The following is a 25,826-nucleotide window of genomic DNA, read 5'->3' on the forward strand; positions in this document are numbered from 1 at the left end:
CGGTCGAATAGACCGCGCCGCCGCCTCTCAGCGTGCGTGGAAGAAATCGTAGAGCTGCTGCGCGACCGCGGCACTCACGCCCGGCGCCTTCTGCAAATCCGCCAGACTCGCGCCGCGCACCGCGCGCGCGGTGCCGAAATGCATCAACAGCGCCTTCTTGCGCGCCGGACCGATTCCCGGGACATCGTCGAGCGGCGATGCACCGATCGCCTTCGAGCGCTTGTCGCGATGCGCACCGATCACGAAGCGGTGGACCTCGTCGCGCAGCCGCTGGAGGTAGAACAGTACCGGCGCGTTGACGGGCAACTGGAACTCGCGCCCGTCGAGCAAGTGGAACACCTCGCGCCCGTCGCGGCCGTGCATCGGCCCCTTGGCGACGCCGACCAGACATACGTCCTCGATCCCCATTTCCTCGAGCACAGCCTTGGCCGCGTTGAGCTGACCGCGCCCGCCGTCGATCAGCACAAGATCAGGCCAGTCACCCGCATCGCGATCGGGATCTTCGCTTTGCGCGCGCGCGAAGCGGCGTTGGAACACCTCGCGCATCATGCCGAAGTCGTCGCCGGGGATCGTGTCGGGGTTCTTTATGTTGAACTTGCGATACTGCCCCTTGCGGAACCCCTCGGGCCCCGCGACGACCATCGCACCGACGGCGTTGGTGCCCTGGATGTGGCTGTTATCGTAGACTTCGATCCGGTCTGGCGGTTCGGCCAGGTCGAACAGTTCGGCCACCTCGCGCAGCAGCTTGGCCTGCGTCGTGCTCTCGGCGAGGCGGCGGTCGAGCGCTTCCTCGGCATTGCGCTTGGCCTGATCGAGCAGCCGCCGTCGCGTGCCGCGCTGGGGCATCGATAGTGAGACCTTAAAGCCCACCCCTGCCCCAAGCGCCTCGCCGAGCAATTCGCCTTCCTCGAGTTCACGATCAAGGAAGATCGTCTTGGGCGGCGGCACTTCCTCGTAAAATTGCGCGAGGAAGCCGGTGAGGATCTCGTCCTCGGGAACATCGGCAGTGTGCTGCGGGAAGAAGCTGCGGTGGCCCCAATTCTGCCCACCGCGGATGAAGAATGCCTGGATCCCGATCACGCCATTCTTGTTCGCCATCGCGAAGATGTCGGCGTCCCCAAGGCCCTCGGCGTTGATCGCTTGGCTGCCCTGGATAAAGGTCAGTGCACGGAGCCGATCGCGCAGGATCGCGGCGAGCTCGAAATCCATTGCCGCAGCCGCGGTTTCCATCTGGCCGCCGAGCTTGGCCTGCACCTGGGTCGACTTGCCGCCGAGGAACGCCTTCGCGTCGTTCACGAGATCGGCATAGCCCGCCTCATCGATCCGCCCGACACACGGCGCCGAGCAACGCTTGATCTGGTAGAGCAGGCACGGCCGGTCGCGGTTCCGAAAGAAGCTGTCGGTGCACGAGCGGAGCAGGAACAGCTTTTGCAGCGCGTTGAGCGTATTGTTGACCGATCCTGCACTGGCGAACGGCCCGTAATAATTGCCCTTCGCGCGCCGCGCACCGCGATGCTTCTGGATCCGCGGGAATTCGTGATCGGCCCGCAGCAGAATGAACGGGAAGCTTTTGTCGTCGCGCAGCAGCACGTTGTACGGCGGGCGATACCGCTTGATCAGCTGCGCCTCGAGCAGCAGCGCCTCGGCCTCGTTGTTGGTCGTGACGATCGTCATCGAACGCGTCTGCGCGACCATCCGCTGCAGCCGCTTCGACAGGCGATCGACTTGGGTATAGTTGGTCACACGGTTCTTGAGCGCCTTGGCCTTGCCGACATACAGCACGTCGCCGCGCGCATCCTGCATGCGATAGACGCCGGGACGGATCGGCAGCGTGGCGAGCACGTTGCGAATCGCGGCGACGCCCGCTGCGAGATCGGGCGTCTCGCCGGCGCCGCGGACGGCAAAGGTGGATTTCTCTTCGTTGAAACGATCAGGCGCATTGGGCGAGGACATGCGATTGATCTAGGGAGTCCGCGCGGCGGATGCCACGGTTATGCGCATCCACGCGCACACCGCGCGCTCGCCCGCGATGGAGAAGACCCGCGATGTACGTTTCGATCACCGGCCTGAAGCCGAAAAGCCTGTTCCAGGTGCCGCGCTTCTGGTGGCACGCCATCCGTTCGATGCAGCAGGCGCAGCGCGCGCCGGGCAATCTGTCGGTCGCGGCGCGGACGATCGCCGGGACGCACCATACGATGTCGCTTTGGCAGGATCGGGGGGCGATGTGTGCCTATCTGGCTGCCGGTGCACATCGGGACGCCATGCGCGCGTCGCGCAGCATCGGCACGGGTGCGGTCCATGGCTATGAAAGCGAAGCGGCGCCCGACTGGGCCGATGTACCGGCGTTGCTCCGAGCGAATGGCCGTATCATCTGATGCGATGGTGGCGGTGCACCGGCACCGCCACCGCACGCACTTATTTGATCGCTTCGAGGTCGATCTTGACCTTGGCGAGCGCAGCGTCGGTCAACGCGCCCTGCGACATCGGCTGAACCTGCGCGAGCGACATCGACTTGAACTGGTCGTACATCGGGTGCGCGGTGATGTTCTGGAGGTCGGTGTCGAGCACCGCCTTGCCCTTGGGATCGGCAGCGATCGTCTCGATCGGGGTTTCGAGCGTGAATTTGGCGGTGGAGGCAGTAGTGGTCGTCGAGGTTGTGGTTACGGCGGGCGCAGGTGCGGTCTGGGCAGCGAGCGGCGCCGCGGTCAAAGCGACGAGCACGGGCAGAAGGACAGACGTCATGGGAGAGCCTCTTTCGAAAGCGAAAGCGGCGCGAATCGCCGCTGACCGAGGTTTACCCCGGCCAGTGGCGAAACGAAATGGACTGGATCAAGTGAAACGCTGCGGAATTGCCCCGCATGTGAGCGCCGGACGCCTTTAGTTCAGACGTCCAAGCCCAGCGATCGTACGATCGACCAGCGCCTTGTCGGCATCGACGCCGTGACGCTCGGCCAGGATGGTCGCCGCGGCGCGAGTCGCAGCTTCAGCCGCAAGCGCCCTGACTTCCGCGATAGCACCACGCTCGGCGGCGGCGATCTTGTCTTCAGCCATCGTCTGACGACGCGCGACCAAATCGGCAAGATCGGCCTCGGCCTTGGCGAGCATCGCTGCTGCTTCGGCCTGCGCATGCGCCACGATCGCGGCAGCATCGCCGGCGCTTGCCGCATTGCGGGCCTTGGCTTCGGCAAGCTGCGCCTCGGCTTCGGCACGCAACTGTGAGGCTTCGTCGAGCTGGGTCCGGATCGTCGCGATGCGCGAATCGAGCGCGCCCGCGATCATCTTCGGGACCTTCTTCCAGATCATCAGGCCGATCACGACTAACATCGACAAAGCGACGAAGCCCGGAGCGGTGATCCCGAAGACCGACGGTTCGTGGTGCAGTTCGGCGACGCCGGTCTGCGCCACGGTCTTGACTGTCGAGGACTCAGCCATGCGCCAATTCCGCCTTCACTTGCGTTTCGATCGTCGCACGATCGACCGCCACGCCCGAAAGCTTGGCGACGATCTGCTCGACCGCGTCGGTCGTCGCGGTCTCGATTTCGGCGAGCGCCTCGGTCTTGGAGGATTCGATCCGTCCGGTGGCCGCGTGCAACTGCGCGGCCAGACCTTCGTCGCTCGTCTTGAGTTTGGCCTCGGTGCTGGCGGTCGCCCGCGCCTTGGCTTCGCCGACCGCGATCATCGCTTGCGACCGGGCTGCTTCGAGCCCCGCCTGATAATCGCGCTCGGACGCCAGCGCGGTCGCCCGCGCCGCCTCCGCCGCGGCGAGGTCACCCGCGATCCGGCCGTTACGATCTTCGATCGTCGCCTCGATCTTGGGGACCATCGCCTTGCCGATCCCGAAATAGATCAGCGCGAAGACGATCGCGAGCCAGAACAGCTGCGACGCGTAGATCTCGCCGATTTGGGATAGCTGCGGCATTGGGGTTTCGTCCTTAGTTCTTGACGACGAAGAGGATGAGGATCGCGACGACGAACGCGATCAGGCCGAGCAGCTCCGATGCTGCGAAGCCGATGAACAGGCGGCCCTGCTGGCCGTCTGCTGCGCCCGGGTTACGGAGTGCGCCTTCGAGGAACGAGCCGAACACGTTGCCCACGCCGAGTGCGGCGAGACCGACACCGATCGCTGCCAGGCCGGCACCGATGTACATTGCACCAAGATCAGTCATGATAAGCTCCCTAGGAATACGTAGATTGGGTTATGGAAATTCTAGTGCAGATGCACTGCGTCGTGCAGGTACAGCGACGTTAGCAGGGCAAACACATAGGCCTGGATCGCGCACACCAGCAGCTCGAGCGCGCTGACGCCGACGATCATAATGAAGCTGAGCACGCCAACCACCGAGCCGAGGCCGCCGCCGGCGGTGAAGCCCTGGACGACGAAGCTGCCGAACACTTCGAGCAAGATGTGCCCCGCGGTCATCGCGACGAACAGTCGCAGTGCCAGCGAGAAAGGACGCACCATGAACGAGACGAACTCGACCGGGATGATCACCGGCATCAGCCACGCTGGCGCACCGTGCGGCACGAACAGCGTGAAGAACTTGAGGCCATGCTTCCAGAAGCCGACCGCGAGCACGATCGCGAACGACAGAAAGGCGAGGATCGCCGTCACCGTGATGTGGCTCGTCACCGCGAAGGTGTGGAGCCCCGGCAGGATCGCCAGCGGCATCACGCCGATCAGGTTAGCGAACAGGATGAAGTAGAAGAGCGAGAAGATGTACGGCGCGAACTTCTTGCCGCCGCTGCCGATGTTCACCGACACCATGTTGTCGATGAAGCTCACCGCGTCCTCGGCGGCAACCTGCCAGCGGCCGGGCACGAGCTGGCGCTTGAGGCCGCCCGAAATGAAGAGCGCGAGCAGCACGAACACGACGACCATAAAGAGCGCCGAGTTGGTGAAGGATACGTCATAGCCGAACAGGTTCAGATGGCGGCCCAGGACGGGCTCCACCATGAACTGTTCCATCGGATCGATTTTGCCGGCGCTCACTCTGCGCGCTCCTTCGAAATCTTCATGATGTTGAGGAACGCCCCGATGATCGCAAGTGTAAGCACGATCAACAGCGCCCAAGGCGACGTGCCGAGCCACTGATCAAGCGCCCAGCCCATGATCCCGCCACCGAACAAGGCGCCGAGCAACAGCGCAAGGACCTTCGATCCCTGGCCATAGCCCTTCGCCTGCGGCAAGGGCCCCGACCCACGCGCCTGACCAGCCGCCTTTGCCGAAGCAATGCGGGCGTCCAGATCGTCGTTAGGGCGGTTCTCGGCCAAGCGGCGTGTATCCTGATAGAAAAACGCCGCCGTGCGTGCAGCACCGCGACGATGATATGCGGAGAGTTGGAGACCGACGCCCCCGCTTCCCGCGCCGTTTAGGAAGCTGTCTTGAGAGTGTCAACTCTTGTGGCCACCCCGGTCCTGCTGCGGCGTTGCGCGGGCGGCGCGCGAGGATTATCCAATGGTACGATGAACGCGCCCCTCCCCGACCACGCCGGACACCGCGCGCGGCTGCGACAGCGGCTGATCGAGCAAGGCGGCGACGGGCTGCTCGATTACGAACTGGTCGAATATTTACTCATGCTGGCGGTCCCGCGGCGCGATACCAAACCGCTGGCCAAGGCGCTGATCGCCGAGTTCGGGGGATTCGGCGGCGTGTTCAGCGCCGATGCCGCCGCGCTGATGCGCGTCCCCGGGATGGGCGAGACTACCGCCGCTGCGATCAAGATCGTCCAGGCGGCGGCGCTGCGCTTGCTGCAGGTCGAGGCCAAGGCGCAGCCGGTGCTGGCGAGCTGGCAGGCGCTGATCGACTATCTCCACGCCGACATGGCGCATCGCGGCACCGAGCGCGTGCGCGTGCTCCATCTCAACACGCGCAACATGCTGATCCGCGACGAAGTGATGAGCGACGGGTCGATCGACGAAGCCGCGGTCTATGTGCGCGAGGTGATCCGGCGCGCGATCGATCTCGGCTCATCGGCGATCATCCTGGTGCACAACCACCCGAGCGGCGACCCGAGCCCGAGCCGCGCCGACATCGACGTCACCCGGAAAGTCGCCGAGGCGGGGCGGCGGCTCAACATAACGCTCCACGACCACATCATCATCGGGGCGAACGGGCATTCGAGCTTGCGCGCGATGGGGCTGCTCTGAGCGTCACCCTTGCTGCGAGAGGAATGCCGTCAATTCGGCTTTCGAGACCGTCTTATTCTTGTCGGCATCGGCCTGCGCAAAGGCCTGGGCGAGATAGGTGTTCATCGCCGACGAAGCCGAATCGGTCGTCGGGTCGCTCACTTTCTTGAGCGCGACCATCCACGCGCCGAACTCGGCTGCATTGAGGACGCCGTCGCCGTCCTTGTCATAGCTGCCAAACTCGGCGTTGATGATGTCGGCCGCCGGCGTTCCCGCCGCTGCGGGCTTGGCGGCAGCCTCGGCTTCGGGGGCGACGATCGATGCCGGGATCGCCGCGTCGCGCGCCGCGCTGCTCTGCGGGGGCCCGGCTTGATCGACCGTGGTCGGCGCGGATTGCGGTGCGGGCGATGTCGCGGGCGGCGCGTCCTGCGCAAGAGCGGGGCTGGCAAGCGCGATGGCGCTCGCGAGCAGGGTAAATCTCACCATCGGTATCTCCTGTGCGAATCGATCGCGTCGGTTCCCCAACGCACCGGACCACGCGACGCTCCACGCGCACGCATTTGAAGGGGCGGCTCGTCCCTGCTAACGCGCGGCTCATCGTCGATCGCGGCGATTCCGTGCCCGCCCGATCTCAAGCTCATCGAGGAATTCCCATGGTCCCCCGCTATTCCCGCCCCGACATGACCGCGATCTGGACCCCGGAGAATCGCTTCCGCATCTGGTTCGAGATCGAAGCGCACGCGACCGACGCGCTCGCTGAGCTCGGCGTGGTGCCGAAGGAAGCCGCTGCCGCGCTGTGGGCGTGGTGGAACACCAACCCGGTGATCGACGTCGCCGCGATCGACGCGATCGAGGCGGTGACCAAGCATGACGTGATCGCCTTCCTCACTTGGGTAGCGGACAATGTCGGCGACCAGGCGCGCTTCATGCACCAGGGGATGACGAGCTCGGACGTGCTCGACACCGCGCTCGCGGTGCAGCTCGCGCAGGCGAGCGATCTGCTGATCGCCGATATCGACGCGCTGCTCGTCGTGCTCGAGCGCCGTGCGCGCGAGCACAAGATGACCCCGACGATCGGGCGCAGCCACGGCATCCACGCCGAGCCCGTCACCTTCGGGCTCAAGATGGCACAGGCGCATGCCGAATTCGCCCGCAACCGCGCGCGACTCGTCGCGGCGCGCGAGGATGTCGCGACCTGTGCGATCTCGGGCGCGGTCGGCACCTTCGCCAATATCGATCCGGTGGTCGAAGCACACGTCGCCGAGAAGCTCGGCCTCAGCGTCGAGCCCGTCTCGACCCAAGTCATCCCGCGCGACCGGCACGCGATGTTCTTCGCCACGCTCGGCGTGATCGCCTCGTCGATCGAGCGGCTCGCGACCGAGGTGCGCCATCTCCAGCGCACCGAAGTGCTCGAGGCAGAGGAGTTCTTCTCGCCCGGCCAGAAGGGCTCGTCGGCGATGCCGCACAAGCGCAACCCGGTGCTGACCGAGAACCTCACCGGCCTCGCCCGCATGGTGCGCGGCTACGTCACCCCCGCGCTCGAGAATGTCGCACTGTGGCATGAGCGCGACATCTCGCACTCGTCGGTCGAGCGGTACATTGGCCCCGACGCGACGATCACGCTCGACTTCGCGCTGCAGCGGCTGACCGGCGTGATGGACAAGCTCGTCGTCTATCCCGCGCGGATGGAGAAGAACCTCAACAAGATGGGCGGCCTCGTCCATTCGCAGCGCGTGCTGCTCGCGCTCACCCAGGCGGGCGTCAGCCGCGAGGATTCGTATCGGCTCGTCCAGCGCAACGCGATGAAGGTGTGGGATTCGGACGGCGCGCTGTCGCTGATGGAGCTGCTCAAGGCCGATCCCGAGGTCACCGCGGCGCTGTCGGTCGCGGAGATCGAGGACAAGTTCGACCTCGGCTATCATCTGAAGCACGTCGACACGATCTTCGCACGCGTGTTCGGACAGGCCTGATTGCGACGGACTCGCAGGTAGCTTGACTCGATTGACCCCCGGACGCGCGATGTTCGGGGGCGATCGTTTCGGTTTCTGCACCGATACGACGCGTAAACCCGACGATTTCAAAGAGCCGGATCGGTATACCCGAATCGGCCCTTGTAGGACAGCGCGCTTTCGAAACCGCCTGAGACGGATCGCTCCAGGTCTGCCTGAAACCCTTCATCGATGATTTTGCACGGTTCAACGTGCAAATGCTGCACCTGCGAATGCTCGTAATAAAATTGCGCGGATAAGCAACAATCTCCACATGCCTCCTCGCCGGGACGAGCCCGGTATCGGAGACACCTACCATGCGCATTCTTCAAAGCCTTGCCGGCGGCCTGTTCGCTGTTGCAGGCGTCGCGCTGGTGGTCGAGGTTCTCATCCTCTGACCCATCGGCCCACCCGCCCCTTCTTTTGACGGGGCGGCCAGGGCCGTGGGGTCGAGAGCAGGTTTCAAGAAAATTCGGGGCAACGCACCCAGCATGGCAGCCCCTCCCCTGACGGGGAGGGGCTGGAAATTGCTCAGCCCCAGGCGCTCTTCATCTTCTTGAAGAAGCCGCTGGTCTGCGGGCATTCCTTGCCCGTCTCGGTCGCGCGGAATTCCTCGAGCAGCTCGCGCTGGCGCGAGGTAAGGTGCGTCGGCGTCTCGACCTCGATCTGGATGACGAGATCGCCGCGGCCACGCCCTTGCAGCACGGGCATGCCCGCGCCGCGCTGACGCAGCTCACGACCGCTCTGCGTGCCCGCCGGGATCTTGATCTGGTGATCGACACCGTCAGGGCCCGCGATATGCACTTCGCCGCCGAGCGCGGCGGTGGTGAAGCTGATCGGCGTGCGCGCGAACAGCGTCGTACCTTCACGCTCGAACAGCGGATGCCGCGCGACGTGGAGGAAGATGTAGAGATCCCCCGCGGGAGCCCCGCGCAAACCCGCCTCGCCCTCGCCGGTCAAGCGGACTCGCGTGCCCTCGTCGACGCCGGGCGGGATGTTGACGGTGCGCGTCTTGGTCTTCTCGACGCGGCCTTCGCCGTGGCAATTGCCGCACGGATCGGCGATCGTCTGGCCGGCGCCGTGGCACGTCGGGCAAGTCCGCTCGACGACGAAGAAGCCCTGCTGCGCGCGGACCTTGCCGTGGCCCTTGCACATCTGGCAGGTCTTGGCGGCGGTGCCCTTGGTCGCGCCCGAACCGTCGCACACGTCGCACACGCCCGACACGTCGATCGTGATGTCGCTCGCCTTGCCGTGAAAGGCTTCCTCGAGCGTGATCTCCATGTCGTAGCGCAAGTCCGCGCCGCGCTGCGGTCCGCGCGATCCACCGCGCTGGCCGCCCATGAATTCGCCGAAGATGTTCTCGAAAATATCGGAGAAGCCGCTGAAATCCTGTGCGCCGCCCCCGCCGCCGCCCTGCTGCTTGAACGCAGCGTGGCCGTAGCGATCGTACGCCGCGCGCTTCTGCGGGTCCTTGAGGCAGTCATACGCCTCGCTGATCGCCTTGAAGCGTTCTTCGGAGTCGCCGCAGCCCGGATTCTTGTCGGGGTGATAGCGCATCGCGAGGCGGCGATAGGAGGATTTGAGCGTGCCGTCGTCGGCAGTCCGCTCGCACTCCAGAAGCTCGTAGAAATCGATGTCGGTGGTCACGTTTCAGCCCCCGCCTCTCCGCCGTCACCCCCGCGAAAGCGGGGGTCCCGCCTCTCCACCGAACCGCAAAGGCCGGCAGAAGAAGCGGGATTCCCGCGTGCGCGGGAATGACGGGCTGGGCTCATTCCAGTTTACGCTTTGTGGTCGTCGACCTCGGAGAATTCCGCGTCGACCACGTCTTCCTTGGGCGCTTCGGCCTCGGCGGCGGGCCCCGAAGAACCTTGGGCATCGGCCTGCGCCTGCTTCTCGTAGATCGCCTGGCCGAGCTTCATCGCGACCTGCGCTAGCGCCTCCGACTTGGTCTTCATCGCTTCGGGATCACCACCTTCGACCGCGGTCTTGGTCTCGGCGATCGCCGCTTCGATCTCGCCCTTGAGCGCGGCGTCGACCTTGTCGGCATTGTCGGCAAGCTGACGCTCGGTCGTGTGGATCAGCGATTCGGCGTTGTTCTTCGCCTCTGCCGCTGCACGGCGCTGCTTGTCGTCCTCGGCAAACTGCTCGGCATCGCGGACCATCTGCTCGATGTCGCGATCCGACAGGCCACCCGAGGCCTGGATGCGGATCTGCTGCTCCTTGCCGGTGCCCTTGTCCTTGGCCGACACGTTGACCAGACCATTGGCGTCGATGTCGAAGGTGACTTCGATCTGCGGCACGCCGCGCGGCGCCGACGGGATACCGACCAGATCGAACTGGCCGAGCATCTTGTTGTCGGCCGCCATTTCGCGCTCGCCCTGGAACACGCGGATGGTGACGGCCTGCTGGTTGTCGTCCGCGGTCGAATAGGTCTGCGACTTCTTGGTCGGGATCGTCGTGTTGCGATCGATCATGCGGGTGAACACGCCACCCAGCGTCTCGATGCCGAGCGACAGCGGGGTCACGTCGAGCAGCAGCACGTCCTTGACGTCGCCCTGGAGCACGCCGGCCTGGATCGCCGCGCCCATCGCCACGACCTCATCGGGGTTGACGCCCGAATGCGGCTCCTTGCCGAAGAAGTCCTTCACGACCTGACGGACCTTGGGCATGCGCGTCATGCCGCCGACGAGGACGACTTCCGAGATGTCGCTGGTCTGAATCCCGGCGTCCTTCATCGCCTTCTTGCACGGCTCGAGCGTGCGCTGGATCAGATCCTCGACCAGACGCTCGAGATCCGAGCGCGTGATCGCCTTGACGAGATGCTTCGGGCCGTTCTGGTCGGCGGTGATGAAGGGCAGGTTGATCTCGGTCGTCGCTGCCGACGACAGCTCGATCTTCGCCTTCTCGGCCGCTTCCTTCAAACGCTGGAGCGCCAGCTTGTCCTTGGTGAGGTCGATCCCCTCGGCCTTCTTGAAGTCTTCCGACAGGAAGTTGAGCAGCTTGTTGTCAAAATCTTCGCCGCCGAGGAAGGTGTCGCCGTTGGTCGCCTTCACTTCGAACACGCCGTCGCCGATCTCGAGGATCGAGATGTCGAAGGTGCCGCCGCCGAGGTCATAGACCGCGATCGTCTTGTTGGTGTCCTTGTCGAGGCCATACGCAAGCGCCGCGGCCGTCGGCTCGTTGATGATACGGAGCACCTCGAGACCGGCGATCTGCCCGGCGTCCTTGGTCGCCTGACGCTGCGCGTCGTTGAAATAGGCCGGCACGGTGATGACCGCCTGCGTGACCGTCTCGCCGAGATAGGCTTCGGCGGTTTCCTTCATCTTCTGCAGCGTGAACGCCGAGATCTGCGACGGCGAATATTCCTTGCCGCCGGCGCCGACCCAGGCGTCGCCATTGTTGCCGCGCACGATGTTGTACGGGACCAGCTCGGTGTCCTTCTTGGTGATCGGGTCGTCGAAACGACGGCCGATCAGGCGCTTCACCGCGAAGATTGTGTTCTCGGGGTTGGTCACTGCCTGGCGCTTGGCCGGCTGGCCGACCAGCCGCTCGCCATCCTTGGCGAACGCGACGATCGACGGCGTGGTGCGCGCGCCTTCTGCGTTCTCGATCACCTTCGGCTTGCCGCCCTCCATCACCGAGACGCAGCTGTTGGTCGTGCCGAGATCGATTCCGATTACTTTTGCCATTGGTCCTCTGGGGCCCCCATCGCTAGAAAAATTGCCATTCCATCGCGCCCTTAGAATAAGCAGCGCGACACTTCACTCCGGCGATATAGGGGGGCTTTCGCTTGTCGCAAGATTTCACCGCACGTATGGCGCGACAAGTTGTTCCCAAAGCGGGAGTTCGTCGTTTGCGCAATCGTCTGGTTTTGATCGCTGCCCTGGCCCTGGGCGCGTGCGGCAGTGGGCCGCCCAAGCTCTCGGTCGAGAAGGGCTATATCCGCCTCGGCGCGGCGCCGCGCCTGCCGGCGGTCGCCTATTTCACGATCCATGGCGGCACCGCCGATACTGCGCTGATCGCGGTGAGCAGCGAAGTGTCGATCAAGAACGAATTGCACCAATCGATGCAGTCGGGCGGCATGGCGTCGATGAAGCCACTCGGCGATGTGCCGATCCCCGCGGGCGCGACCGTCGCGTTCGCGCCCGGCGGCAAGCATCTGATGCTCTTTGACATGAACCCGGGGATCAAGCCGGGGCGCGTCGTCACGCTGACCTTCACCTTTGCCAACAACCAGCGGATCCTGTTCGACGCGCCGACGATCGCGGCGGGCGCCCCCGCCCCCGCATTCTAAGCGCGCGTCACGCCGCGAGCGTTTGTTCGATCGTGGGCGCGAGGTCGAGCGTCAGCAGGGCATAGGCCCCCTTCCCGACGCCTTCGCTTTCGAGCCGCAGCGAGCCGTGCATCGCCGCCATCGAATTGGCGCACCAGTGCAGCCCCAGCCCGCCCGATTTGTGGCGACGGGTCGAAAAGCCGCGCTGGAACAGCGTTGGGGTATTCTCTGCGGCGAACCCCTCGCCATCGTCGCGGATCGCGATGACGGCGCGGCCGTCGGCCTCGGTGATCGTGACGGTGATCGATCCGCTGTCGGTGCCGGTCGCAGCGATCGCGTCGGCGGCGTTGGAGAAGAGATTGCCGATCACCTGGCTCAGGATGATCCGGCTCGCCATCACGTAACACGCTTGCGCGGGGAAGCTGAACGCGATCGACACGCTGCCCGAATAGCGCGCGATCGTCGCATTCTTGGCGAGGATCTCGGTCACGTCGCACGGCGCCACCTCGGGCCGCTCGTGCGCCGCGCTTTGCTGGGCACCGATGATCTCGAGCACATGGCTCATCGCTTCGCGGCCGATTTGCAGTTCGCCGTAACGGTCGGCGCGATCCTTGGCTTCGGCCTCGATCGCCGCCGCGACGAAGGCGAGCAGTTTGGCGCGCCGCGCCGCGGGCAGATCGTCCTTGGCGAGCTCGGCGATCGCGCGGTCGAGCATGCTGCGCTCGACGGGCGGTGCTTGCGCGATCCCCTTGCTCAGGATCGTGCTGATCGGGTTGAGCGCGTTGCGGACGTTGTGCATCACCGCGACCGCGCTCTCGCTCTTGCCGAGCGCGAAGCTCTGCACTTCGACCTGTTCGCGCAGATCCTTCAATTGCTCGAGCATCGCGTTGAAACTGTTGCGCAAAGATCCGATTTCGTCCTTGCGCGGCTCATCGGGCAGCAGCCCGAGCGAGCCCGAGGTGCGCACCATCTGCATATGGCTTTCGACGCGCGCGAGCGGGCGCAGCACGAGCATCGAAATCATCCGCCGCAGCATCGCGAGCACGAGCAGCAGCAACAGCGTCGACCCCGCGACCGCGAGCAGCAACATGCGCTGGCCAAGCAGCGAGAGATCGCGCGTCACGCTGAACGCCGCGCTGGCGACGGCGTGGCCGTCGGCGCCACGGATCGGCACCGCGATCCGCAGCGTCGAGCGCGCCGAGACGATCGCATCGGTATCGGGGCGGTTGGCGAGGTCGATCGTCGCGGGCAGCTGAAGCACGTCGGACAGCGTCTTCGAAGTGATCCGCCGCGCCATCAGCACATAGCCGCGCGGATCGCCGGTGCCGTCGCTGCGCCGCACTTCGGCGACCCCGACCGCGACGAGCTCGTTGCCGAGCCGCAGGTAATAATGCCCCGAGTTCTTCTGTCCGAGCACGCGCTTGAAATCTGTCTGGCCAAGCGCGGCGACGAATTCGCTGCGACCCGGCGGCGTTCGCCAGCGCGCGATGACGATCCGGCCGTCCTTGCCGACATAGGCCATGCCGTCGACGTTGAGATTGACCATCGCGAGCGTCGAGAAGCTCTCCTTCTCGAACTCGGGCGTCGGGTGGACCATATAATCGTAGCTGGCGGTCCAGTCGCCATAGTCGCGCACCGCGCCCTCGACCTTGGTCGCGAAATCGCCGAGCGCGGCGCGCGTCCGCTCGATATGCGCGGCGACCGACTTGTCCTCGAGCTGGTTGAAGCTCGGCACGATCAAGGCCGCGAGCAACGCCGTCAGCGCGACCGAGCCGATCAGGCCGATCCCCATCAGGATCACGACGAGCTTGGCGCCGAGCGAACTCGGCTCGCGCAGCGCCTCGATCCGGCCGCGCGCGGTGCGCGGGGACGGCGGCGGGGGCGCGGGCATCAGCCGTGCGTTCCGTTACCCGGTTCGACCGCGTCGTCCGCCGCGGGATCGAGCATGTAGCGCGCCTGGGCGATTTCGCGCGCGCGGTCCTGCACGACCGGCCGCGAGAAGAAATAGCCCTGCATGTGGCTGCAGCCGGCGACACGCAGCGCCTGCAGCTGCGCCTCGGTCTCGACGCCTTCGGCGATCACGCCGAGCCCGAGCGCATGGCCGAGATGGATGATCGAATGGACAATCGCCGCGCTCTCGCGCTCGCGGCCCATGCCGTCGATGAAGCTGCGGTCGATCTTGAGGCAATCGAGCGCGAACTTGCGGATGTTGTAGAGGCTCGAATAGCCAGTACCGAAATCGTCGAGCGCGATGCGGAAGCCCATTTGGCGCAATTTGTAGAGCGTGTCGGCGGCGCGATCGGCATCGTCGAAAATCGCGGTCTCGGTGATCTCGATCTGGACGCGGCGCGGGTCGATCCCGGCGCGCTGGACGGTCTCGACGAGCCTTGCCACGAAATTATGGCGGCGGAACTGGCGCGGCGAGAAATTGACCGAGACATATTGGCCCGGCCATTCGGCGAGCACTTTCAGCGATTCGCCGAGCACCCAGTCGCCGAGCTCGTGGATCAGGTTGGTTTCCTCGGCGATCGGGATGAACACCGCCGGACTGATCGGGCCATGCTCGTTGGTGTTCCAGCGCAGCAGCGCCTCGAAGCCGATGACCTCGAGCTCCTCGCGCGCGACGATCGGCTGATAGACGAGGCTCAGCTCGCCCTTGGCGATCGCTTGCGACAGGCCCCCCTCGATCGCGCGGCGCAGGCGGATGTTCTCGTCCATGCCCTCGTCGAACAGCCGCACGACGCCGCGGCCTTCGCGTTTCGCGTCGTTGAGCGCGAGATCGGCGCGCCGCATCAGGTCGGTCGGGTCGCGCGTCTCGCCGGGCTCGGTGACGATCAGCCCGAACGACGCGCCGCCCTGGACCGAATTGCCGAGCACCTTGAAGGTCCCGGTGCAGGCTTTCAGGATGCGCTGGCATTCCATTTCGGCCGCCTCGGCGCCGGGCGTATCGAACAGCAGCCCGAATTCGTCGCCGCCGAGCCGCGCGACGAGGCCGCCTGCGGGAATCGAGGTCTGCAGGATGTCGCAGATCGTGCGGATCAGCTCGTCGCCGGCGAGATGGCCGAGCGTGTCGTTGACGAGCTTGAAGCGATCGAGATCGACCATCGCTACCGCGAATTGCCCCGAAAGCTGTGCGCGGTCGGTCAGCGCGCGGCGGAAGGCGAGCCGGTTGGGCGCCTCGGTCAGCGAATCGTGGTTCGCCATGTGGATCGCGCGGCTTTCGTTCGCGGCGAGCTCATGGCCTTGCTCCTGGAGCTGGACGACTTGCGCGGCGAGCGTCTCGCGGGCTTCGGCGAGTTCGCGGTCGCCGCGCCAGCGGTGCACGAGCGCGCTTGCCATCTGCGTGACCTCGGCGACTTCGAACGGCTTGGCGATGTAGAAGATCTTGTCGGCGGGGCCGGCCGCCTTGGCGATCTCGATCGGCGAGAAATCGGAATAGCCGGTGACGATGACGAGATTGATGTTGGGATCGAGCTTGCGGATCCGCGTCGCGGTTTCCTTGCCGTCGATCCCCGGCGGCATGCGCACGTCGATGAAGGCGACGGCATAGGGTTCGTCGCACGCCAATGCGGCCTCGACCGCCGCAACGCCGTCGAGCCCCTGCATCGCATGCGTCAACGTGAAGTCGATGGTGGTATCGGGCGCGGGGTCGGCAGCGTCGTCGTCTTTGCCGAACAGTTCGGCAGCCATCGCCTCGAGCGCGCCGGTGTCGACGGCCGCCGGCGCGAAACTGCGCCGGTAGCTGTCGTGCATGGCCGGTTCGTCATCGACGATCAGAATTCGCATACCCACACCCGCCCGTAAGATAGTGGGCATCAAAGCCCGTTGCGAACTCGTATGCCAAGGCGGTTAATGCGTCGTAAACGACAATGCCAAAACTCAGTCGCGTTCGAGTGCCAGGACCCCGAGCTGGACCGCGCCGAGCGGCCCCGCCATTCCGCCCAGCTCGGCCGGAACGACGAAGCGGTCGATCGGCATCAGCCCGGGCGCTGCGACATAGCCGCCGAGACTCGCGACCAAGCGGGCGCGAATTTCGGGCAGCAGCTGCGGCACGCCGACCATCACGCCACCGCCCATCACGATCCGCCGCGGGATGCCGGTCAGCACCACCATGTGACAGAGCTGCGCAAGGGTATGCGCGACGGTTTCCCATGCCGGGTCGTTCGCCGCCAAATCCTGCGCGGCCGTTCCGGTGCGCGCGCGGATCGCGGTTCCCGACACCAGCCCTTCGACGCAATCGCCATGAAAGGCGCAGCTTCCGCGCCAGGCGTCGCCCGTCATCCGCACCGGGCGGATATGGCCGAGCTCGGCATGCGTCATCCCCGCGACGGGAGCGCCGTGCAGCACGAGCCCGACGCCGACGCCCGTCCCCACCGTGATATAGGCATGGTCTTCGACATCATGCGCCGCACCCCAACGTCCTTCGCCGAGCGCGGCACCGTTGACGTCGCTGTCGAAGCCGAACGGCACGCCCGCAATCTTCGCGAGCCGCAGCCCGACATCGGTATCGGACCAACCAGGCTTGGTGGTCGCGGTGATGAAACCGTAATTGGCGTCGCTGCGGTCGAGCGACACCGGGCCGAAGCTCGCGACGCCGAGCGCGTCATAGCCCGACCAGCGCCGCAGCACGTCCTCGACCGCGCCGAGCGTCTCGTCGGGCGTGGTGGTCGGGATCTGGACGCGCTCGCGCACATCGTTGGGTCCGCTTGCCAGGACGCAAATGACCTTGGTTCCACCCAGCTCGACGCCGGCGATCAGGGGCGCGCTCATTCTACCGTCACCGACTTGGCGAGGTTGCGCGGTTGGTCGACATCGGTGCCCTTGATGACCGCGACATGATAGGCGAGCAGCTGCACCGGCACCGCATAGACGAGCGGCGCGATCAGCGGGTGGACCTTTGGCATGGTGATCGTCGCCATGCAGCCGTCGCCCGCCGCCTGGATACCGTCGTAATCCGAGATCAAAACGACCTTGCCGCCGCGCGCCTGGACTTCCTGCATGTTGCTGACGGTCTTGTCGAACAGCGGGCCCGAGGGCGCGATGACGATGACGGGGACGTTCTCGTCGATCAAGGCGATCGGGCCGTGCTTCATTTCGCCGGCGGCATAGCCTTCGGCGTGGATGTAGCTGATTTCCTTGAGTTTCAACGCGCCCTCGAGCGCGAGCGGATAATCGGTACCGCGGCCGAGATAGAGCACGTCGCGCGCGCCCGCGATATGGTGCGCCATCGCCTCGATCGCCTCGTCATAGGCGAGCGCGCCGTTGAGCGCGGCGGGGGCTTCGGCGAGATGCTTGACGATCATCTTTTCCTCGGCCGGGCTGAGCTTGCCCTTGGCGCGCGCGAGGTTGGCGGCGAGGGCTGCGAGCACCGCGAGCTGGCACGTGAAGGCCTTGGTCGAGGCGACGCCGATCTCGGGGCCGGCATGCGTCGGCAGCAGCAGATCGGCTTCGCGCGCCATCGAGCTCGTCGGCACGTTGACGACGACCGCGATGATCTGCCCCTCGGCGCGCGCGTGGCGCAGCGCGGCGAGCGTGTCCGCGGTCTCGCCCGACTGGCTGATGAAGAGGGCGAGGCCGCCCTCCTCCATCACCGGCGCGCGGTAGCGGAATTCGGACGCGACATCGAGGTCGACCGGCACGCGCGCGAACTGCTCGAACCAGTATTTGGCGACCATGCCGGCGTAGAAGCTGGTGCCGCAGGCGACGATCGTGACGCGCTTGATCGTCGACAGGTCGAATTCGGGGATCGGCAGCGTGACCCGCTCTTCCATCCGCTGGAGATAAGAGCGCAGCGTCTGGGCGACGACGATCGGCTGCTCGTAGATCTCCTTGAGCATGTAATGCTTGTGGTTGCCCTTCGAGACGAGGTCGCCGGTGACGCCCGAGATCGTGATCGCACGCTCGACCGGCGTATTGGCGCGGTCATAGACCTGCGCGCCCTCACGCGTGAGGACGACCCAGTCGCCTTCGTCGAGATAGGCGATCCGCTGCGTCAGCGGCGCGAGCGCGAGCGCGTCGGAGCCGAGATACATCTCGCCCTCGCCGTACCCGACGACGAGCGGCGAACCGAGCCGTGCGCCGATCAGCAGATCGGGATGCTGGCGGAACAGGATCGCGAGCGCGAAGGCGCCGTGGAGCCGCGGGAGCACCTCGCGCACCGCGTCCTCTGGCGACAGGCCGGCCTCGACCTTCTCGCTGATGAGATGCGCGACGACTTCGGTGTCGGTCTCGCTGGTGAAGGTCCGGCCGCGGGCGATGAGTTCATCGCGCAGCGGCTTGAAATTCTCGATGATGCCGTTGTGGACGACCGCGACTTCGCCGGTCGCGTGGGGGTGGGCGTTGTTGGTGGTCGGGCCGCCATGCGTCGCCCACCGCGTGTGCGCGATGCCGGTCTTGCCGGGCAGCGGATGCGCGGCAAGTTCGTTGGCGAGGTTGATCAGCTTGCCCGACGCGCGGCGGCGCTCGATCGCGCCATCGAAATCGGTCGCGATGCCGGCCGAATCATAGCCGCGATATTCGAGCCGCTTCAAACCGTCGAGCAGACGATCGGCGACGTCTTCGGTACTCAGGATGCCAACGATGCCACACATGGAATGTCTCGACCTTAAAGGGTGTAGGGGATGCGGATGCCCGGCATGGTCGCCGGGAAATCCTTGGTGTTGCGGGTCACTAGAATGCGTCCGTGAACTTGTGCTGACGCGAGGATGACCGAGTCCGCAAGCTTCAGGCGGCACTCGTTGCGCAGTTCCGCCGCGCGCGTCGCAATCGGTATATCGAGCTCATCGATCAGGAACCCCGCCAACAGCGATTTCGTTCGCGGCATCGTGATCTGGTCGACCCGGGACATGACCTCGATCCACGTCACCCGACTGATCCAGCGATCGTCAACCGACTCGAGCTCGAGCTGCGCTGACACGTTGCCGTTAAGGGCATCGATCAGGATATTGCTGTCGAACGACGTGGCGCTCACGATTTTGGCGACGGCTGCACGCCCCGAAGCTGATCGAGATAGATCGCGCGCTGACGATCATCTTCCGCGTCGAAGAGATCGGGAAACTCGGCTTTGACGTCTTCGTAATCGTCGTCCCAGGGACGGGTCCAGCTCGCGCGTTCGCGCCGCTGCCATGCGACGGCGTCCCCAATGTCGGCGCGATCCTTCCAGGCTCCGAAACCGGCGCGCAGAGCCGCCAGTCGCCGTTGCCGGTTCCCCTCTTCTGCGTCGCTCGCAATCAGCCGATCGACCGCGTCACGGATCACCGCCGCGCGCGACTGACCGTGCTCGGCCGCGATCTGATCGAGCCGCGCAATGCGATCGTCGCCGAGCGAAACCAGGGTCCTACTAGCCATTATCGACCGATATCACCGGGTGATATCACTTGCCAGCTTTCTTCGCCGTCATCGCGTCGCGAAAGCGCTTGGCCCATCCGGGTTTGGAGACTTGCTGCGGCCGCACCAGCGCGAGCGCGTCGGCTTCGACGTCGGCGGTGATCACAGATCCTGCACCGACAATCGCGCCCGCGCCGATCGTCACCGGGGCGACCAGCGCGGAGTTCGACCCGATGAACGCGCCTTCGCCGATGATCGTCTTGTATTTGAAGAAACCGTCGTAATTGCAGGTGATCGTGCCCGCGCCGATATTCGCGCCAGCCCCCACTTCGGCATCGCCGAGATAGGTCAGGTGGCTCGCCTTGGCGCCCGCGCCGAGCACGGCCTTCTTCATCTCGACGAAATTGCCGATCTTCGACTTCTCGCCCATCACCGCGCCGGGGCGCAGGCGGGCGAACGGGCCGACCTCGGCCTTGGCGCCGATCTCCGCGCCCTCGATATGGCTGAAGGCGTGGAGCAGCGCGCCGTCGCCGACGGTGACGCCGGGGCCGAACACGACGTTGGGCTCGATCACGACGTCGCGGCCGATTGCGGTATCGTGCGCGAACCAGACGGTCTCGGGGGCGATCAGCGTCGCGCCGTCGGCCATCGCCTGCGCGCGGCGCTGCTGCTGCCACGATGCCTCGACCGTCGCGAGCTCGCCGCGGCTGTTGACGCCGGCAACTTCGGTCGCGCCGGTTTCGATCACCGCCGAGCGACGACCGTCGGCGGCGGCGAGCATGACGATGTCGGGGAGGTAATATTCGCCCGCCGCATTGTCGTTGCCGACACGCGCGAGCAGCGCGAACAGATCGGCGCTGCGCACCGCCATTAGCCCGGAGTTGCACAAATCGACCGCGCGTTCGGCGGGGGTCGCGTCCTTGAACTCGACCATCTTGGCGATGACGCCATCCTCGGCGATGATCCGGCCATAGGCACCGGCATCGGCGGGGCGGAAGCCGAGGACGACCGCCACCGGCGCGTCGGGTGCGTTGAGCCGATCGAGCATCGCCTGCATCGTCGCGGTCGAGACGAGCGGGACGTCGCCGTAGAGGATCAGCACGTCGCCGTCGAAGCCAGCAAGCGCGGCTTCGGCCTGAGCGACGGCATGCCCGGTACCGAGCTGTTCGGCCTGCAGCGCGGTCGCGATGTCGAGCGGCGAGACCGCCGCCTCGACCTGATCGCGCCCCGCGCCCGTCACGACGACGGTGCGCGCCGGGTCGAGCGCCGCGACGCTCGCCGCCAGATGCAGCAGCATCGGCCGCCCGGCGATCGGATGCAGCACCTTGTGCAGATCCGATTTCATGCGCGTCCCCTTGCCCGCGGCAAGGATGATGGCGGCGATGGGGGGGCGAGACGGGCTTTCCATGACGCCAGCCCTGCCACGCCGGACTTGCCAATTCCATAGCAACCCTGCCAGGCAGGGCCGCATGACGACGAATTCATTCCAGATCGTGGGGTTCGACCTCGATGGCACCCTGGTCGACAGCAGCGGCGATCTCACCGCCGCGGTCAACGACACGCTCGACTTCGCCGGGCGTCCGTTGCTGACGGTGGCGCAGGTCAAGACGATGGTTGGCGGCGGCGCCAAGCATATGCTGGCGCAAGGGCTGGAGGCGACCGGCGGCTGCACGCCGGAGGAATTCCGCCCGCTCTACAAGCGGATGCTGGCCTATTACGCGGCGCACCTTTCGGTCCATACGCGCCCCTTCCCCGGCGTGATCGCGGCGCTCGACCAGCTCGACGCGCGCGGCATCAAGAGCGCGGTCGTCACCAACAAGTTCGAGAGCCTTGCGCTCACGCTGCTCGCCGATCTCGGGCTGACCGAGCGCTTCGCGTGCATCATCGGCGGCGACACGATGGGGCCGGGCCTTTCCAAGCCCAACCGCGCGCCGATCGACGAGATGATCCGGCGCTGCGGCGGCGAGATTGGCACGACCCGCGCGGCGTTCGTCGGCGATTCGATCTATGACATCATGGCGGCAAAGAACGCCGAGATCCCAGGCATTGCGGTGAGCTTCGGCTTCCTGCTTGAGCCGGTCGAGGAGATGGGCGCCGACGCGGTGATCGATTCGTTCGCCGATCTGCTGCCGACGCTTGATCGCCTCTCAGCCTGAGGCGGGCCCGGCGCCGCCCTTGCGCCACTTGATCCATAAGTGCCGCACGAGCATCGCGGGCGGCATCCGCAGCCAGTGCGAGCGGATGTAGAACGCCATCCGCGTCACCGGGCGGGTGGTGCGCCCCCAACCGTCGCGCGCGGTGACGCGGCGGAGATAGAGGCGGTCGGACCACCGCGGGTTCAGGTCGATCGTGATCGGTGAGGTATAGCCGACTGCGGGCGTGTCATAGAGCTGCCAACACAGGCGCAACGCGCGCTGAACCTGAGCGGACAAGCCCTCCTCCCAAGCGCGCTCGTATAAACTCAAATAGAAGTCGGACTGCGTTGCCGCGAACTCGCGGCAAAGCTGATCGATGTCCCACAGGTTGCGCATCCCGCCCGCCAGATCACCGTCGGCAAACAGATGTGCCGCGGCATGCACGACCATGTCTTCGGGCGACAGCGCCCACAGCCCAGGCGCAACCTCGACCGCATCGGCGAGCAACGCCGCAGCGTTGGGGGTGATCCGCGCAGTCAGTGGCAGGATCGTGTGGTGGACGTCGATCATCCGGTCGCGGTCGCGGTGGATCAGCGGCGGGAGCTCATGCATCCACTGGCGGTAATAGGCGTCGTCATACGGATCGGGCTTGACCCATTCCCACCCCGCGTCGAGCAACGCCGCCTCGACCCTATCCAGCGATGCGCGTGGCACGAGGATGTCGAGATCGCCGATCGACCGACCGTGCCCCGCCAGCAGATCGGCGGCGACGAAGGCGGTGCCCTTGAGCAGAACGACGCGCTCGCCGAGCGGGGCGAGTGCGCGGCGGGCCGCCTCGGCTTCCCACAAGGCGACGACCCGGCCCTGTTCGACCGAGCGCCACGCGTCTTCGAGAATGCGCCCGACATTCGGTGGAACCGCCATTCCATCGAGCCGCCATGCGAGCGTGCCCAGCATCTGCTCGGCGCGCGCGATCGCGAGCAAGGCGGTCCAGCCCTCCGCGTCGAGCGCGAGCGTGCTCTCCGGCAAGCGCAGCGCGCGCGCCAGCAGCCAGCCGTCTGGCGCGCGGCGCATCATCGCGCCGCCCACGCCGCCTCCACTTGCGCGATCGCGCTGGCGGTGTCGGGATAGTCGATCGCGCGCGCCGGGACCGAGGTCACGAGCTTGGTCAGCGCATCGAAGCCCCGCTCGCCGAGCGCGACATAGTTGGTCGAGGCTTGCGTCAGCCGAACGAACACCTCGCTCGCCGCGACGTCGCGCGCGGCGGGTTCGAAGCCGAAACTCGGGAAGAGGATCAGCGCCGGGCACGCCGGCTGCGGCATCGTCGCGATCGCGTGCGCATCGGGGACGAAATGGCGGATCGTGCCCTTGGGTGTGCCCTCGAGCAGTGGTCCGAAACGATCCGCCGCCGCTTCTGCCGCGACGGTCGCGATGCTCGCATTCTTGAGGCTGACGAGCCGCGGAAAGGCATGGAGCTGTCCCGTTTCGGGATCGAGCAAGGCAAATTCATCGCCCATCAGACGCCATCCGCGCAGCGACAGCAGCGCCGCGAGCGTCGATTTGCCCGCGCCCGAGACGCCCGTCATCATCAGCGCCTCGCCGTCGCGCTCGACGACCGAAGCGTGGAGCAGCAGGTAACGGCGCTGGCCGAGCGCCATCTGCAGGTTCATCCCCATCTCGGCGGCGAGCAGCCCTTGCGCAAGGGGCAGCGGCGCCGCCTCGGGCAGCACGAAATCGCCGCCGATCATAACGGAGGGGCGCAGCACGCGCCGCCACGGCCGCGCGGCGAAGAGGCGCACGGTGAAATCGGGGACACCATCGGCGGGCTTGGGATAGGCGCGATACAGCGTCTCGAGCTGCGCGATCGGCGCGCGCCAGTCGGAGCCGATGCGGAAACCGACCGGCCCGATCGCTACGCTGAACTGGTGGTTCATGCGCGCGACACCAGGCCGGTCGCGACGAGTTCGTCGAGCCGCTCGCGCAGCACATCCGCATCCGCATCGCCGAGCGCATAGTCGCGCACGAGCCGCTGCAGCAGCGCGGCGCGCGTCATTCCCGCCTCACCCAAAGTCGCGAGAATCTCGGGCGCTGGCGCGGTGATGAGGTGCGTGATGCCCGAGGCGCGGTGATAGACTGCGGAAAAACTGTCGAGATGGACGATGCTCAGGCTCTCGGCCCGCGCCATGCGGTAGAGGACGGTGTCGTCCGCCAGGGCCACCGGCTCAGCCGCGCGGCATCTGCAACGACGCGAAGCAGGTGAAGCCGCTCGTCCCCGATTGCAGCCGCCGGATGTAATTGGTGTAGGCGCGGCTCTGCTGATAGCTCGTTCCCGGCAGCTGTCCGCCGGCCAGCGCGGTCTTGACCTCCTCGCCCTTGAACGGCCTTCCGGGCGGCGCGAACGCCCCCAGCGTCCCACGCGGCACGGTGGTGCCGTCGGCGGCGATGTAGCTGCCCGCCCGCCCCGGATCGGGCACCGGAATCTCGCAGGTCGAGATCGACGCGGTGGTCGCGGCGAGTGCCGGGCGGATCGAGACGACCGCGGCGGCGCCGGCCGCGCCGAGCATGAGCGCGCGGCGGCGCGTGGCGTTCGGGGTCTCTGGCGGAACGTCGGTCATGGTGACAGCCATTTCACATTCGCAAATCGCTGGCAAGCAAGGCTATCGAGCTTAAGCATCTTTGGGCTAAGGCGGCGAAATGCTCCAGGGTTTCGGTTCTCGGACGATCACGGCGATCGGTCTCATCGTCGTCGCGGCGATCGCAGTGTTCCTGCTTGCGGGCGATCTGCAGCCCGCGTTGGTCACGCTGGTCGGCGGGATTGCCGCGGCGCTCGTCGCGACGGGCACCGGCGACGGCCCGATCGAGCTGCCCCGCCCCGTCCCCGCTGCCGCCGCGCTCGCCCCGCCCGAGACGCAGGACGTGATCGAGGCGATCGTCGAGCCGGTGCTGATCGTCGCCGAAGGGCGCGTGACGCATGCCAATGCCGTCGCGCTCGGGCTGCTCGGCAAGCATATCGTCGGCGAGGACGTGCGCGTCGCGATCCGGCACCCGGGTGCCGCCGAACGCCTCGCCGGTCCGTCGACGGGCAATCTGCAGGGCCCGACCAATCTCGTCGGGCTCGGCGCGCTCGACCAGCATTGGGAAATGCATGTCAGCCGCGCCGGGGGTGGTCAGCGGATCGTGCAACTCGTCGACCGCACCGGCAATTACGCCGCCGAGCGGATGCGCGTCGACTTCGTCGCGAACGCGAGCCACGAATTGCGCACCCCGCTCGCCTCGATCCTCGGTTATATCGAGACGCTTGGCGACGAGAAGGCGGGCGAGGACGCGCAGGTGCGCGGGCGCTTCCTCAAGATCATGTTCGACGAGGCGCGGCGGATGCAGCGCTTGGTCGAGGACCTGATCTCGCTGAGCCGGATCGAGGCGGAGAAATATCGTCTGCCCGATCGCGCGGTCGATGTCGGTGCGCTGATCGGCGAAGTCCGCTCCGAACTGCTCGACGCGCAGGACACGCGCAGCGCCGATATCGTCGCCGACCTCGACCTCGGCGTGCCGCCCGTGGTCGGCGACCGCGCGCAATTGAGCCAGGTGCTCCACAATCTCATCGGCAATGCGATGAAATACGGCCGCGCCGGTACGCCGGTGACAGTTGGGCTGTGGCGCGATCCGGCGGGAATGGTGCGGATCAGCGTGACCGACGAGGGCGAAGGGATCGCGCCCGAGCACATCCCGCGCCTGACCGAGCGCTTCTACCGCGTCGACCCGGGCCGCAGCCGCGCGGCGGGCGGAACCGGGCTTGGGCTCGCGATCGTCAAGCATATCATCGAGCGCCACCGCGGTCGGTTCGATGTGACGAGCACCGTGGGCAAGGGAACCACGGTGACAATTCTGCTTCCAGCGCACGGCCAGACGGGCGCTGTCATCAAACGGTAACGACAGTGTCACACAGGCGGTCCGTCGCGATGGTATTGCGATTCTACG

Annotated in this window: 27 protein-coding genes; 6 read left to right on the forward strand and 21 right to left on the reverse strand. The window is 66.3% G+C overall.

Annotated features, from left to right (window positions below; genetic code table 11):
- Positions 1-27: 27 nt before the first annotated feature.
- Positions 28-1,953 carry an excinuclease ABC subunit UvrC gene (gene uvrC / locus E2E30_RS07970; RefSeq protein ID WP_133188837.1) on the reverse strand — a complete coding sequence of 642 codons (1,926 nt, stop codon included), beginning with the start codon at positions 1,951-1,953 and terminating at the stop codon, positions 28-30.
- A gap of 92 nt (positions 1,954-2,045) precedes the next feature.
- Here uvrC and E2E30_RS07975 point away from each other — a divergent pair, with 92 nt between their 5' ends.
- Positions 2,046-2,375, forward strand: a complete 330-nt coding sequence (locus E2E30_RS07975) for a hypothetical protein (RefSeq protein ID WP_133188839.1) — start codon at positions 2,046-2,048, stop codon at positions 2,373-2,375.
- Between the two features lie 40 nt (positions 2,376-2,415).
- On the opposite strand, the gene E2E30_RS07980 is transcribed toward E2E30_RS07975, so the two are convergent.
- The 6 genes from E2E30_RS07980 to E2E30_RS08005 all read right to left on the reverse strand — a co-directional run bounded on the left by E2E30_RS07980 (position 2,416) and on the right by E2E30_RS08005 (position 5,271).
- Positions 2,416-2,742, reverse strand: a complete 327-nt coding sequence (locus E2E30_RS07980; protein WP_133188841.1) for a hypothetical protein — start codon at positions 2,740-2,742, stop codon at positions 2,416-2,418.
- A 135-nt stretch (positions 2,743-2,877) separates the two neighbouring features.
- On the reverse strand, positions 2,878-3,432 hold the full coding sequence (locus E2E30_RS07985; protein ID WP_133188843.1) for a F0F1 ATP synthase subunit B family protein: 555 nt from the start codon (positions 3,430-3,432) through the stop codon (positions 2,878-2,880).
- On the reverse strand, positions 3,425-3,919 hold the full coding sequence (locus E2E30_RS07990) for a F0F1 ATP synthase subunit B family protein (RefSeq protein ID WP_133188845.1): 495 nt from the start codon (positions 3,917-3,919) through the stop codon (positions 3,425-3,427). The genes E2E30_RS07985 and E2E30_RS07990 overlap by 8 nt, the downstream gene beginning before the upstream one ends.
- A gap of 13 nt (positions 3,920-3,932) precedes the next feature.
- A complete protein-coding gene (locus E2E30_RS07995) occupies positions 3,933-4,148 on the reverse strand; it encodes a F0F1 ATP synthase subunit C (RefSeq protein WP_133191986.1) in 216 nt (71 codons plus the stop codon).
- A 59-nt stretch (positions 4,149-4,207) separates the two neighbouring features.
- Positions 4,208-4,990, reverse strand: a complete 783-nt coding sequence (locus tag E2E30_RS08000; RefSeq protein WP_133188847.1) for a F0F1 ATP synthase subunit A — start codon at positions 4,988-4,990, stop codon at positions 4,208-4,210.
- Positions 4,987-5,271, reverse strand: a complete 285-nt coding sequence (locus tag E2E30_RS08005; protein ID WP_133188849.1) for an AtpZ/AtpI family protein — start codon at positions 5,269-5,271, stop codon at positions 4,987-4,989. Before E2E30_RS08005 ends, E2E30_RS08000 begins: the two co-directional genes overlap by 4 nt.
- A gap of 192 nt (positions 5,272-5,463) precedes the next feature.
- Here E2E30_RS08005 and radC point away from each other — a divergent pair, with 192 nt between their 5' ends.
- On the forward strand, positions 5,464-6,147 hold the full coding sequence (gene radC, locus E2E30_RS08010) for a RadC family protein (RefSeq protein ID WP_133188851.1): 684 nt from the start codon (positions 5,464-5,466) through the stop codon (positions 6,145-6,147).
- A gap of 3 nt (positions 6,148-6,150) precedes the next feature.
- Here the strand turns inward: radC and E2E30_RS08015 are convergent, their stop codons facing one another.
- Positions 6,151-6,612, reverse strand: a complete 462-nt coding sequence (locus E2E30_RS08015; protein ID WP_133188853.1) for an EF-hand domain-containing protein — start codon at positions 6,610-6,612, stop codon at positions 6,151-6,153.
- 167 nt (positions 6,613-6,779) lie between these two features.
- On the opposite strand from E2E30_RS08015, the gene purB reads away from it, so the two are divergent.
- On the forward strand, positions 6,780-8,096 hold the full coding sequence (purB, locus tag E2E30_RS08020) for an adenylosuccinate lyase (RefSeq protein WP_133188855.1): 1,317 nt from the start codon (positions 6,780-6,782) through the stop codon (positions 8,094-8,096).
- Positions 8,097-8,645: 549 nt separating this feature from the next.
- On the opposite strand, the gene dnaJ is transcribed toward purB, so the two are convergent.
- Positions 8,646-9,761, reverse strand: a complete 1,116-nt coding sequence (gene dnaJ / locus E2E30_RS08025; RefSeq protein WP_133188857.1) for a molecular chaperone DnaJ — start codon at positions 9,759-9,761, stop codon at positions 8,646-8,648.
- 131 nt (positions 9,762-9,892) lie between these two features.
- Complete coding sequence (gene dnaK / locus E2E30_RS08030; RefSeq protein WP_133188859.1) at positions 9,893-11,803, reverse strand: molecular chaperone DnaK; 1,911 nt, start codon at positions 11,801-11,803, stop codon at positions 9,893-9,895.
- 164 nt (positions 11,804-11,967) lie between these two features.
- On the opposite strand from dnaK, the gene E2E30_RS08035 reads away from it, so the two are divergent.
- On the forward strand, positions 11,968-12,408 hold the full coding sequence (locus tag E2E30_RS08035; protein WP_240699072.1) for a copper chaperone PCu(A)C: 441 nt from the start codon (positions 11,968-11,970) through the stop codon (positions 12,406-12,408).
- A gap of 7 nt (positions 12,409-12,415) precedes the next feature.
- Here the strand turns inward: E2E30_RS08035 and E2E30_RS08040 are convergent, their stop codons facing one another.
- The 7 genes from E2E30_RS08040 to glmU form a co-directional block, all read right to left on the reverse strand.
- Complete coding sequence (locus tag E2E30_RS08040) at positions 12,416-14,278, reverse strand: sensor histidine kinase (RefSeq protein ID WP_165954476.1); 1,863 nt, start codon at positions 14,276-14,278, stop codon at positions 12,416-12,418.
- A complete protein-coding gene (locus tag E2E30_RS08045) occupies positions 14,278-16,173 on the reverse strand; it encodes an EAL domain-containing protein (protein WP_133188863.1) in 1,896 nt (631 codons plus the stop codon). Before E2E30_RS08045 ends, E2E30_RS08040 begins: the two co-directional genes overlap by 1 nt.
- 93 nt (positions 16,174-16,266) lie before the next feature.
- Positions 16,267-17,157, reverse strand: coding sequence for an ROK family protein (locus E2E30_RS08050; protein ID WP_133188865.1), 891 nt, complete (start codon positions 17,155-17,157; stop codon positions 16,267-16,269).
- Positions 17,154-18,977 (reverse strand): glutamine--fructose-6-phosphate transaminase (isomerizing), encoded by a 1,824-nt coding sequence (glmS, locus tag E2E30_RS08055; RefSeq protein WP_133188867.1) that lies wholly within the window; start codon positions 18,975-18,977, stop codon positions 17,154-17,156. The genes E2E30_RS08050 and glmS overlap by 4 nt, the downstream gene beginning before the upstream one ends.
- A gap of 14 nt (positions 18,978-18,991) precedes the next feature.
- Entirely contained in the window at positions 18,992-19,357 is a 366-nt protein-coding gene (locus E2E30_RS08060; protein WP_133188869.1) for a type II toxin-antitoxin system VapC family toxin, read from the reverse strand.
- Positions 19,354-19,734, reverse strand: a complete 381-nt coding sequence (locus E2E30_RS08065; protein ID WP_229839191.1) for a ribbon-helix-helix domain-containing protein — start codon at positions 19,732-19,734, stop codon at positions 19,354-19,356. Before E2E30_RS08065 ends, E2E30_RS08060 begins: the two co-directional genes overlap by 4 nt.
- Before the next feature lie 25 nt (positions 19,735-19,759).
- Entirely contained in the window at positions 19,760-21,121 is a 1,362-nt protein-coding gene (glmU, locus tag E2E30_RS08070; protein ID WP_133188873.1) for a bifunctional UDP-N-acetylglucosamine diphosphorylase/glucosamine-1-phosphate N-acetyltransferase GlmU, read from the reverse strand.
- 61 nt (positions 21,122-21,182) lie between these two features.
- Here glmU and E2E30_RS08075 point away from each other — a divergent pair, with 61 nt between their 5' ends.
- A complete protein-coding gene (locus E2E30_RS08075; protein WP_133188875.1) occupies positions 21,183-21,869 on the forward strand; it encodes an HAD hydrolase-like protein in 687 nt (228 codons plus the stop codon).
- On the opposite strand, the gene E2E30_RS08080 is transcribed toward E2E30_RS08075, so the two are convergent.
- From E2E30_RS08080 to E2E30_RS08095, 4 genes are read right to left on the reverse strand one after another with little or no spacing between them, the layout of a single operon-like run.
- Positions 21,861-22,922, reverse strand: coding sequence for a nucleotidyltransferase domain-containing protein (locus E2E30_RS08080; RefSeq protein WP_133191988.1), 1,062 nt, complete (start codon positions 22,920-22,922; stop codon positions 21,861-21,863). The two genes, E2E30_RS08075 and E2E30_RS08080, sit on opposite strands and share 9 nt — an antisense overlap.
- A complete protein-coding gene (locus E2E30_RS08085; RefSeq protein WP_133188877.1) occupies positions 22,922-23,782 on the reverse strand; it encodes an HprK-related kinase A in 861 nt (286 codons plus the stop codon). Before E2E30_RS08085 ends, E2E30_RS08080 begins: the two co-directional genes overlap by 1 nt.
- Positions 23,779-24,066, reverse strand: coding sequence for an HPr-rel-A system PqqD family peptide chaperone (locus E2E30_RS08090; protein ID WP_240699073.1), 288 nt, complete (start codon positions 24,064-24,066; stop codon positions 23,779-23,781). The genes E2E30_RS08085 and E2E30_RS08090 overlap by 4 nt, the downstream gene beginning before the upstream one ends.
- Before the next feature lie 4 nt (positions 24,067-24,070).
- A complete protein-coding gene (locus tag E2E30_RS08095) occupies positions 24,071-24,463 on the reverse strand; it encodes a hypothetical protein (protein WP_133188879.1) in 393 nt (130 codons plus the stop codon).
- 79 nt (positions 24,464-24,542) lie between these two features.
- Here E2E30_RS08095 and E2E30_RS08100 point away from each other — a divergent pair, with 79 nt between their 5' ends.
- Positions 24,543-25,778, forward strand: coding sequence for an ATP-binding protein (locus E2E30_RS08100; protein WP_133188881.1), 1,236 nt, complete (start codon positions 24,543-24,545; stop codon positions 25,776-25,778).
- Positions 25,779-25,826 lie beyond the last annotated feature (48 nt).

The sequence above is a fragment of the Sphingomonas sp. AAP5 genome (genome assembly GCF_004354345.1).
GTDB lineage: Bacteria > Pseudomonadota > Alphaproteobacteria > Sphingomonadales > Sphingomonadaceae > Sphingomonas > Sphingomonas glacialis.

Excerpts from the sequence above, each read along its gene's own strand:
- E2E30_RS07985 (WP_133188843.1), bottom strand. The coding sequence starts at position 3,432 with ATGGCTGAGTCCTCGACAGTCAAGACCGTGGCGCAGACCGGCGTCGCC.
- E2E30_RS07980 (WP_133188841.1), bottom strand. The coding sequence starts at position 2,742 with ATGACGTCTGTCCTTCTGCCCGTGCTCGTCGCTTTGACCGCGGCGCCG.
- E2E30_RS08100 (WP_133188881.1), top strand. The coding sequence starts at position 24,543 with ATGCTCCAGGGTTTCGGTTCTCGGACGATCACGGCGATCGGTCTCATC.
- E2E30_RS08085 (WP_133188877.1), bottom strand. The coding sequence starts at position 23,782 with ATGAACCACCAGTTCAGCGTAGCGATCGGGCCGGTCGGTTTCCGCATC.
- E2E30_RS08075 (WP_133188875.1), top strand. The coding sequence starts at position 21,183 with ATGACGACGAATTCATTCCAGATCGTGGGGTTCGACCTCGATGGCACC.
- E2E30_RS08065 (WP_229839191.1), bottom strand. The coding sequence starts at position 19,734 with ATGGCTAGTAGGACCCTGGTTTCGCTCGGCGACGATCGCATTGCGCGG.
- E2E30_RS08095 (WP_133188879.1), bottom strand. The coding sequence starts at position 24,463 with ATGACCGACGTTCCGCCAGAGACCCCGAACGCCACGCGCCGCCGCGCG.
- glmS (WP_133188867.1), bottom strand. The coding sequence starts at position 18,977 with ATGTGTGGCATCGTTGGCATCCTGAGTACCGAAGACGTCGCCGATCGT.
- glmU (WP_133188873.1), bottom strand. The coding sequence starts at position 21,121 with ATGGAAAGCCCGTCTCGCCCCCCCATCGCCGCCATCATCCTTGCCGCG.
- E2E30_RS07990 (WP_133188845.1), bottom strand. The coding sequence starts at position 3,919 with ATGCCGCAGCTATCCCAAATCGGCGAGATCTACGCGTCGCAGCTGTTC.
- E2E30_RS08080 (WP_133191988.1), bottom strand. The coding sequence starts at position 22,922 with ATGCGCCGCGCGCCAGACGGCTGGCTGCTGGCGCGCGCGCTGCGCTTG.
- E2E30_RS08015 (WP_133188853.1), bottom strand. The coding sequence starts at position 6,612 with ATGGTGAGATTTACCCTGCTCGCGAGCGCCATCGCGCTTGCCAGCCCC.
- E2E30_RS07975 (WP_133188839.1), top strand. The coding sequence starts at position 2,046 with ATGTACGTTTCGATCACCGGCCTGAAGCCGAAAAGCCTGTTCCAGGTG.
- radC (WP_133188851.1), top strand. The coding sequence starts at position 5,464 with ATGAACGCGCCCCTCCCCGACCACGCCGGACACCGCGCGCGGCTGCGA.
- dnaK (WP_133188859.1), bottom strand. The coding sequence starts at position 11,803 with ATGGCAAAAGTAATCGGAATCGATCTCGGCACGACCAACAGCTGCGTC.
- purB (WP_133188855.1), top strand. The coding sequence starts at position 6,780 with ATGGTCCCCCGCTATTCCCGCCCCGACATGACCGCGATCTGGACCCCG.
- uvrC (WP_133188837.1), bottom strand. The coding sequence starts at position 1,953 with ATGTCCTCGCCCAATGCGCCTGATCGTTTCAACGAAGAGAAATCCACC.
- E2E30_RS08050 (WP_133188865.1), bottom strand. The coding sequence starts at position 17,157 with ATGAGCGCGCCCCTGATCGCCGGCGTCGAGCTGGGTGGAACCAAGGTC.
- E2E30_RS07995 (WP_133191986.1), bottom strand. The coding sequence starts at position 4,148 with ATGTACATCGGTGCCGGCCTGGCAGCGATCGGTGTCGGTCTCGCCGCA.
- E2E30_RS08045 (WP_133188863.1), bottom strand. The coding sequence starts at position 16,173 with ATGCGAATTCTGATCGTCGATGACGAACCGGCCATGCACGACAGCTAC.
- E2E30_RS08040 (WP_165954476.1), bottom strand. The coding sequence starts at position 14,278 with ATGCCCGCGCCCCCGCCGCCGTCCCCGCGCACCGCGCGCGGCCGGATC.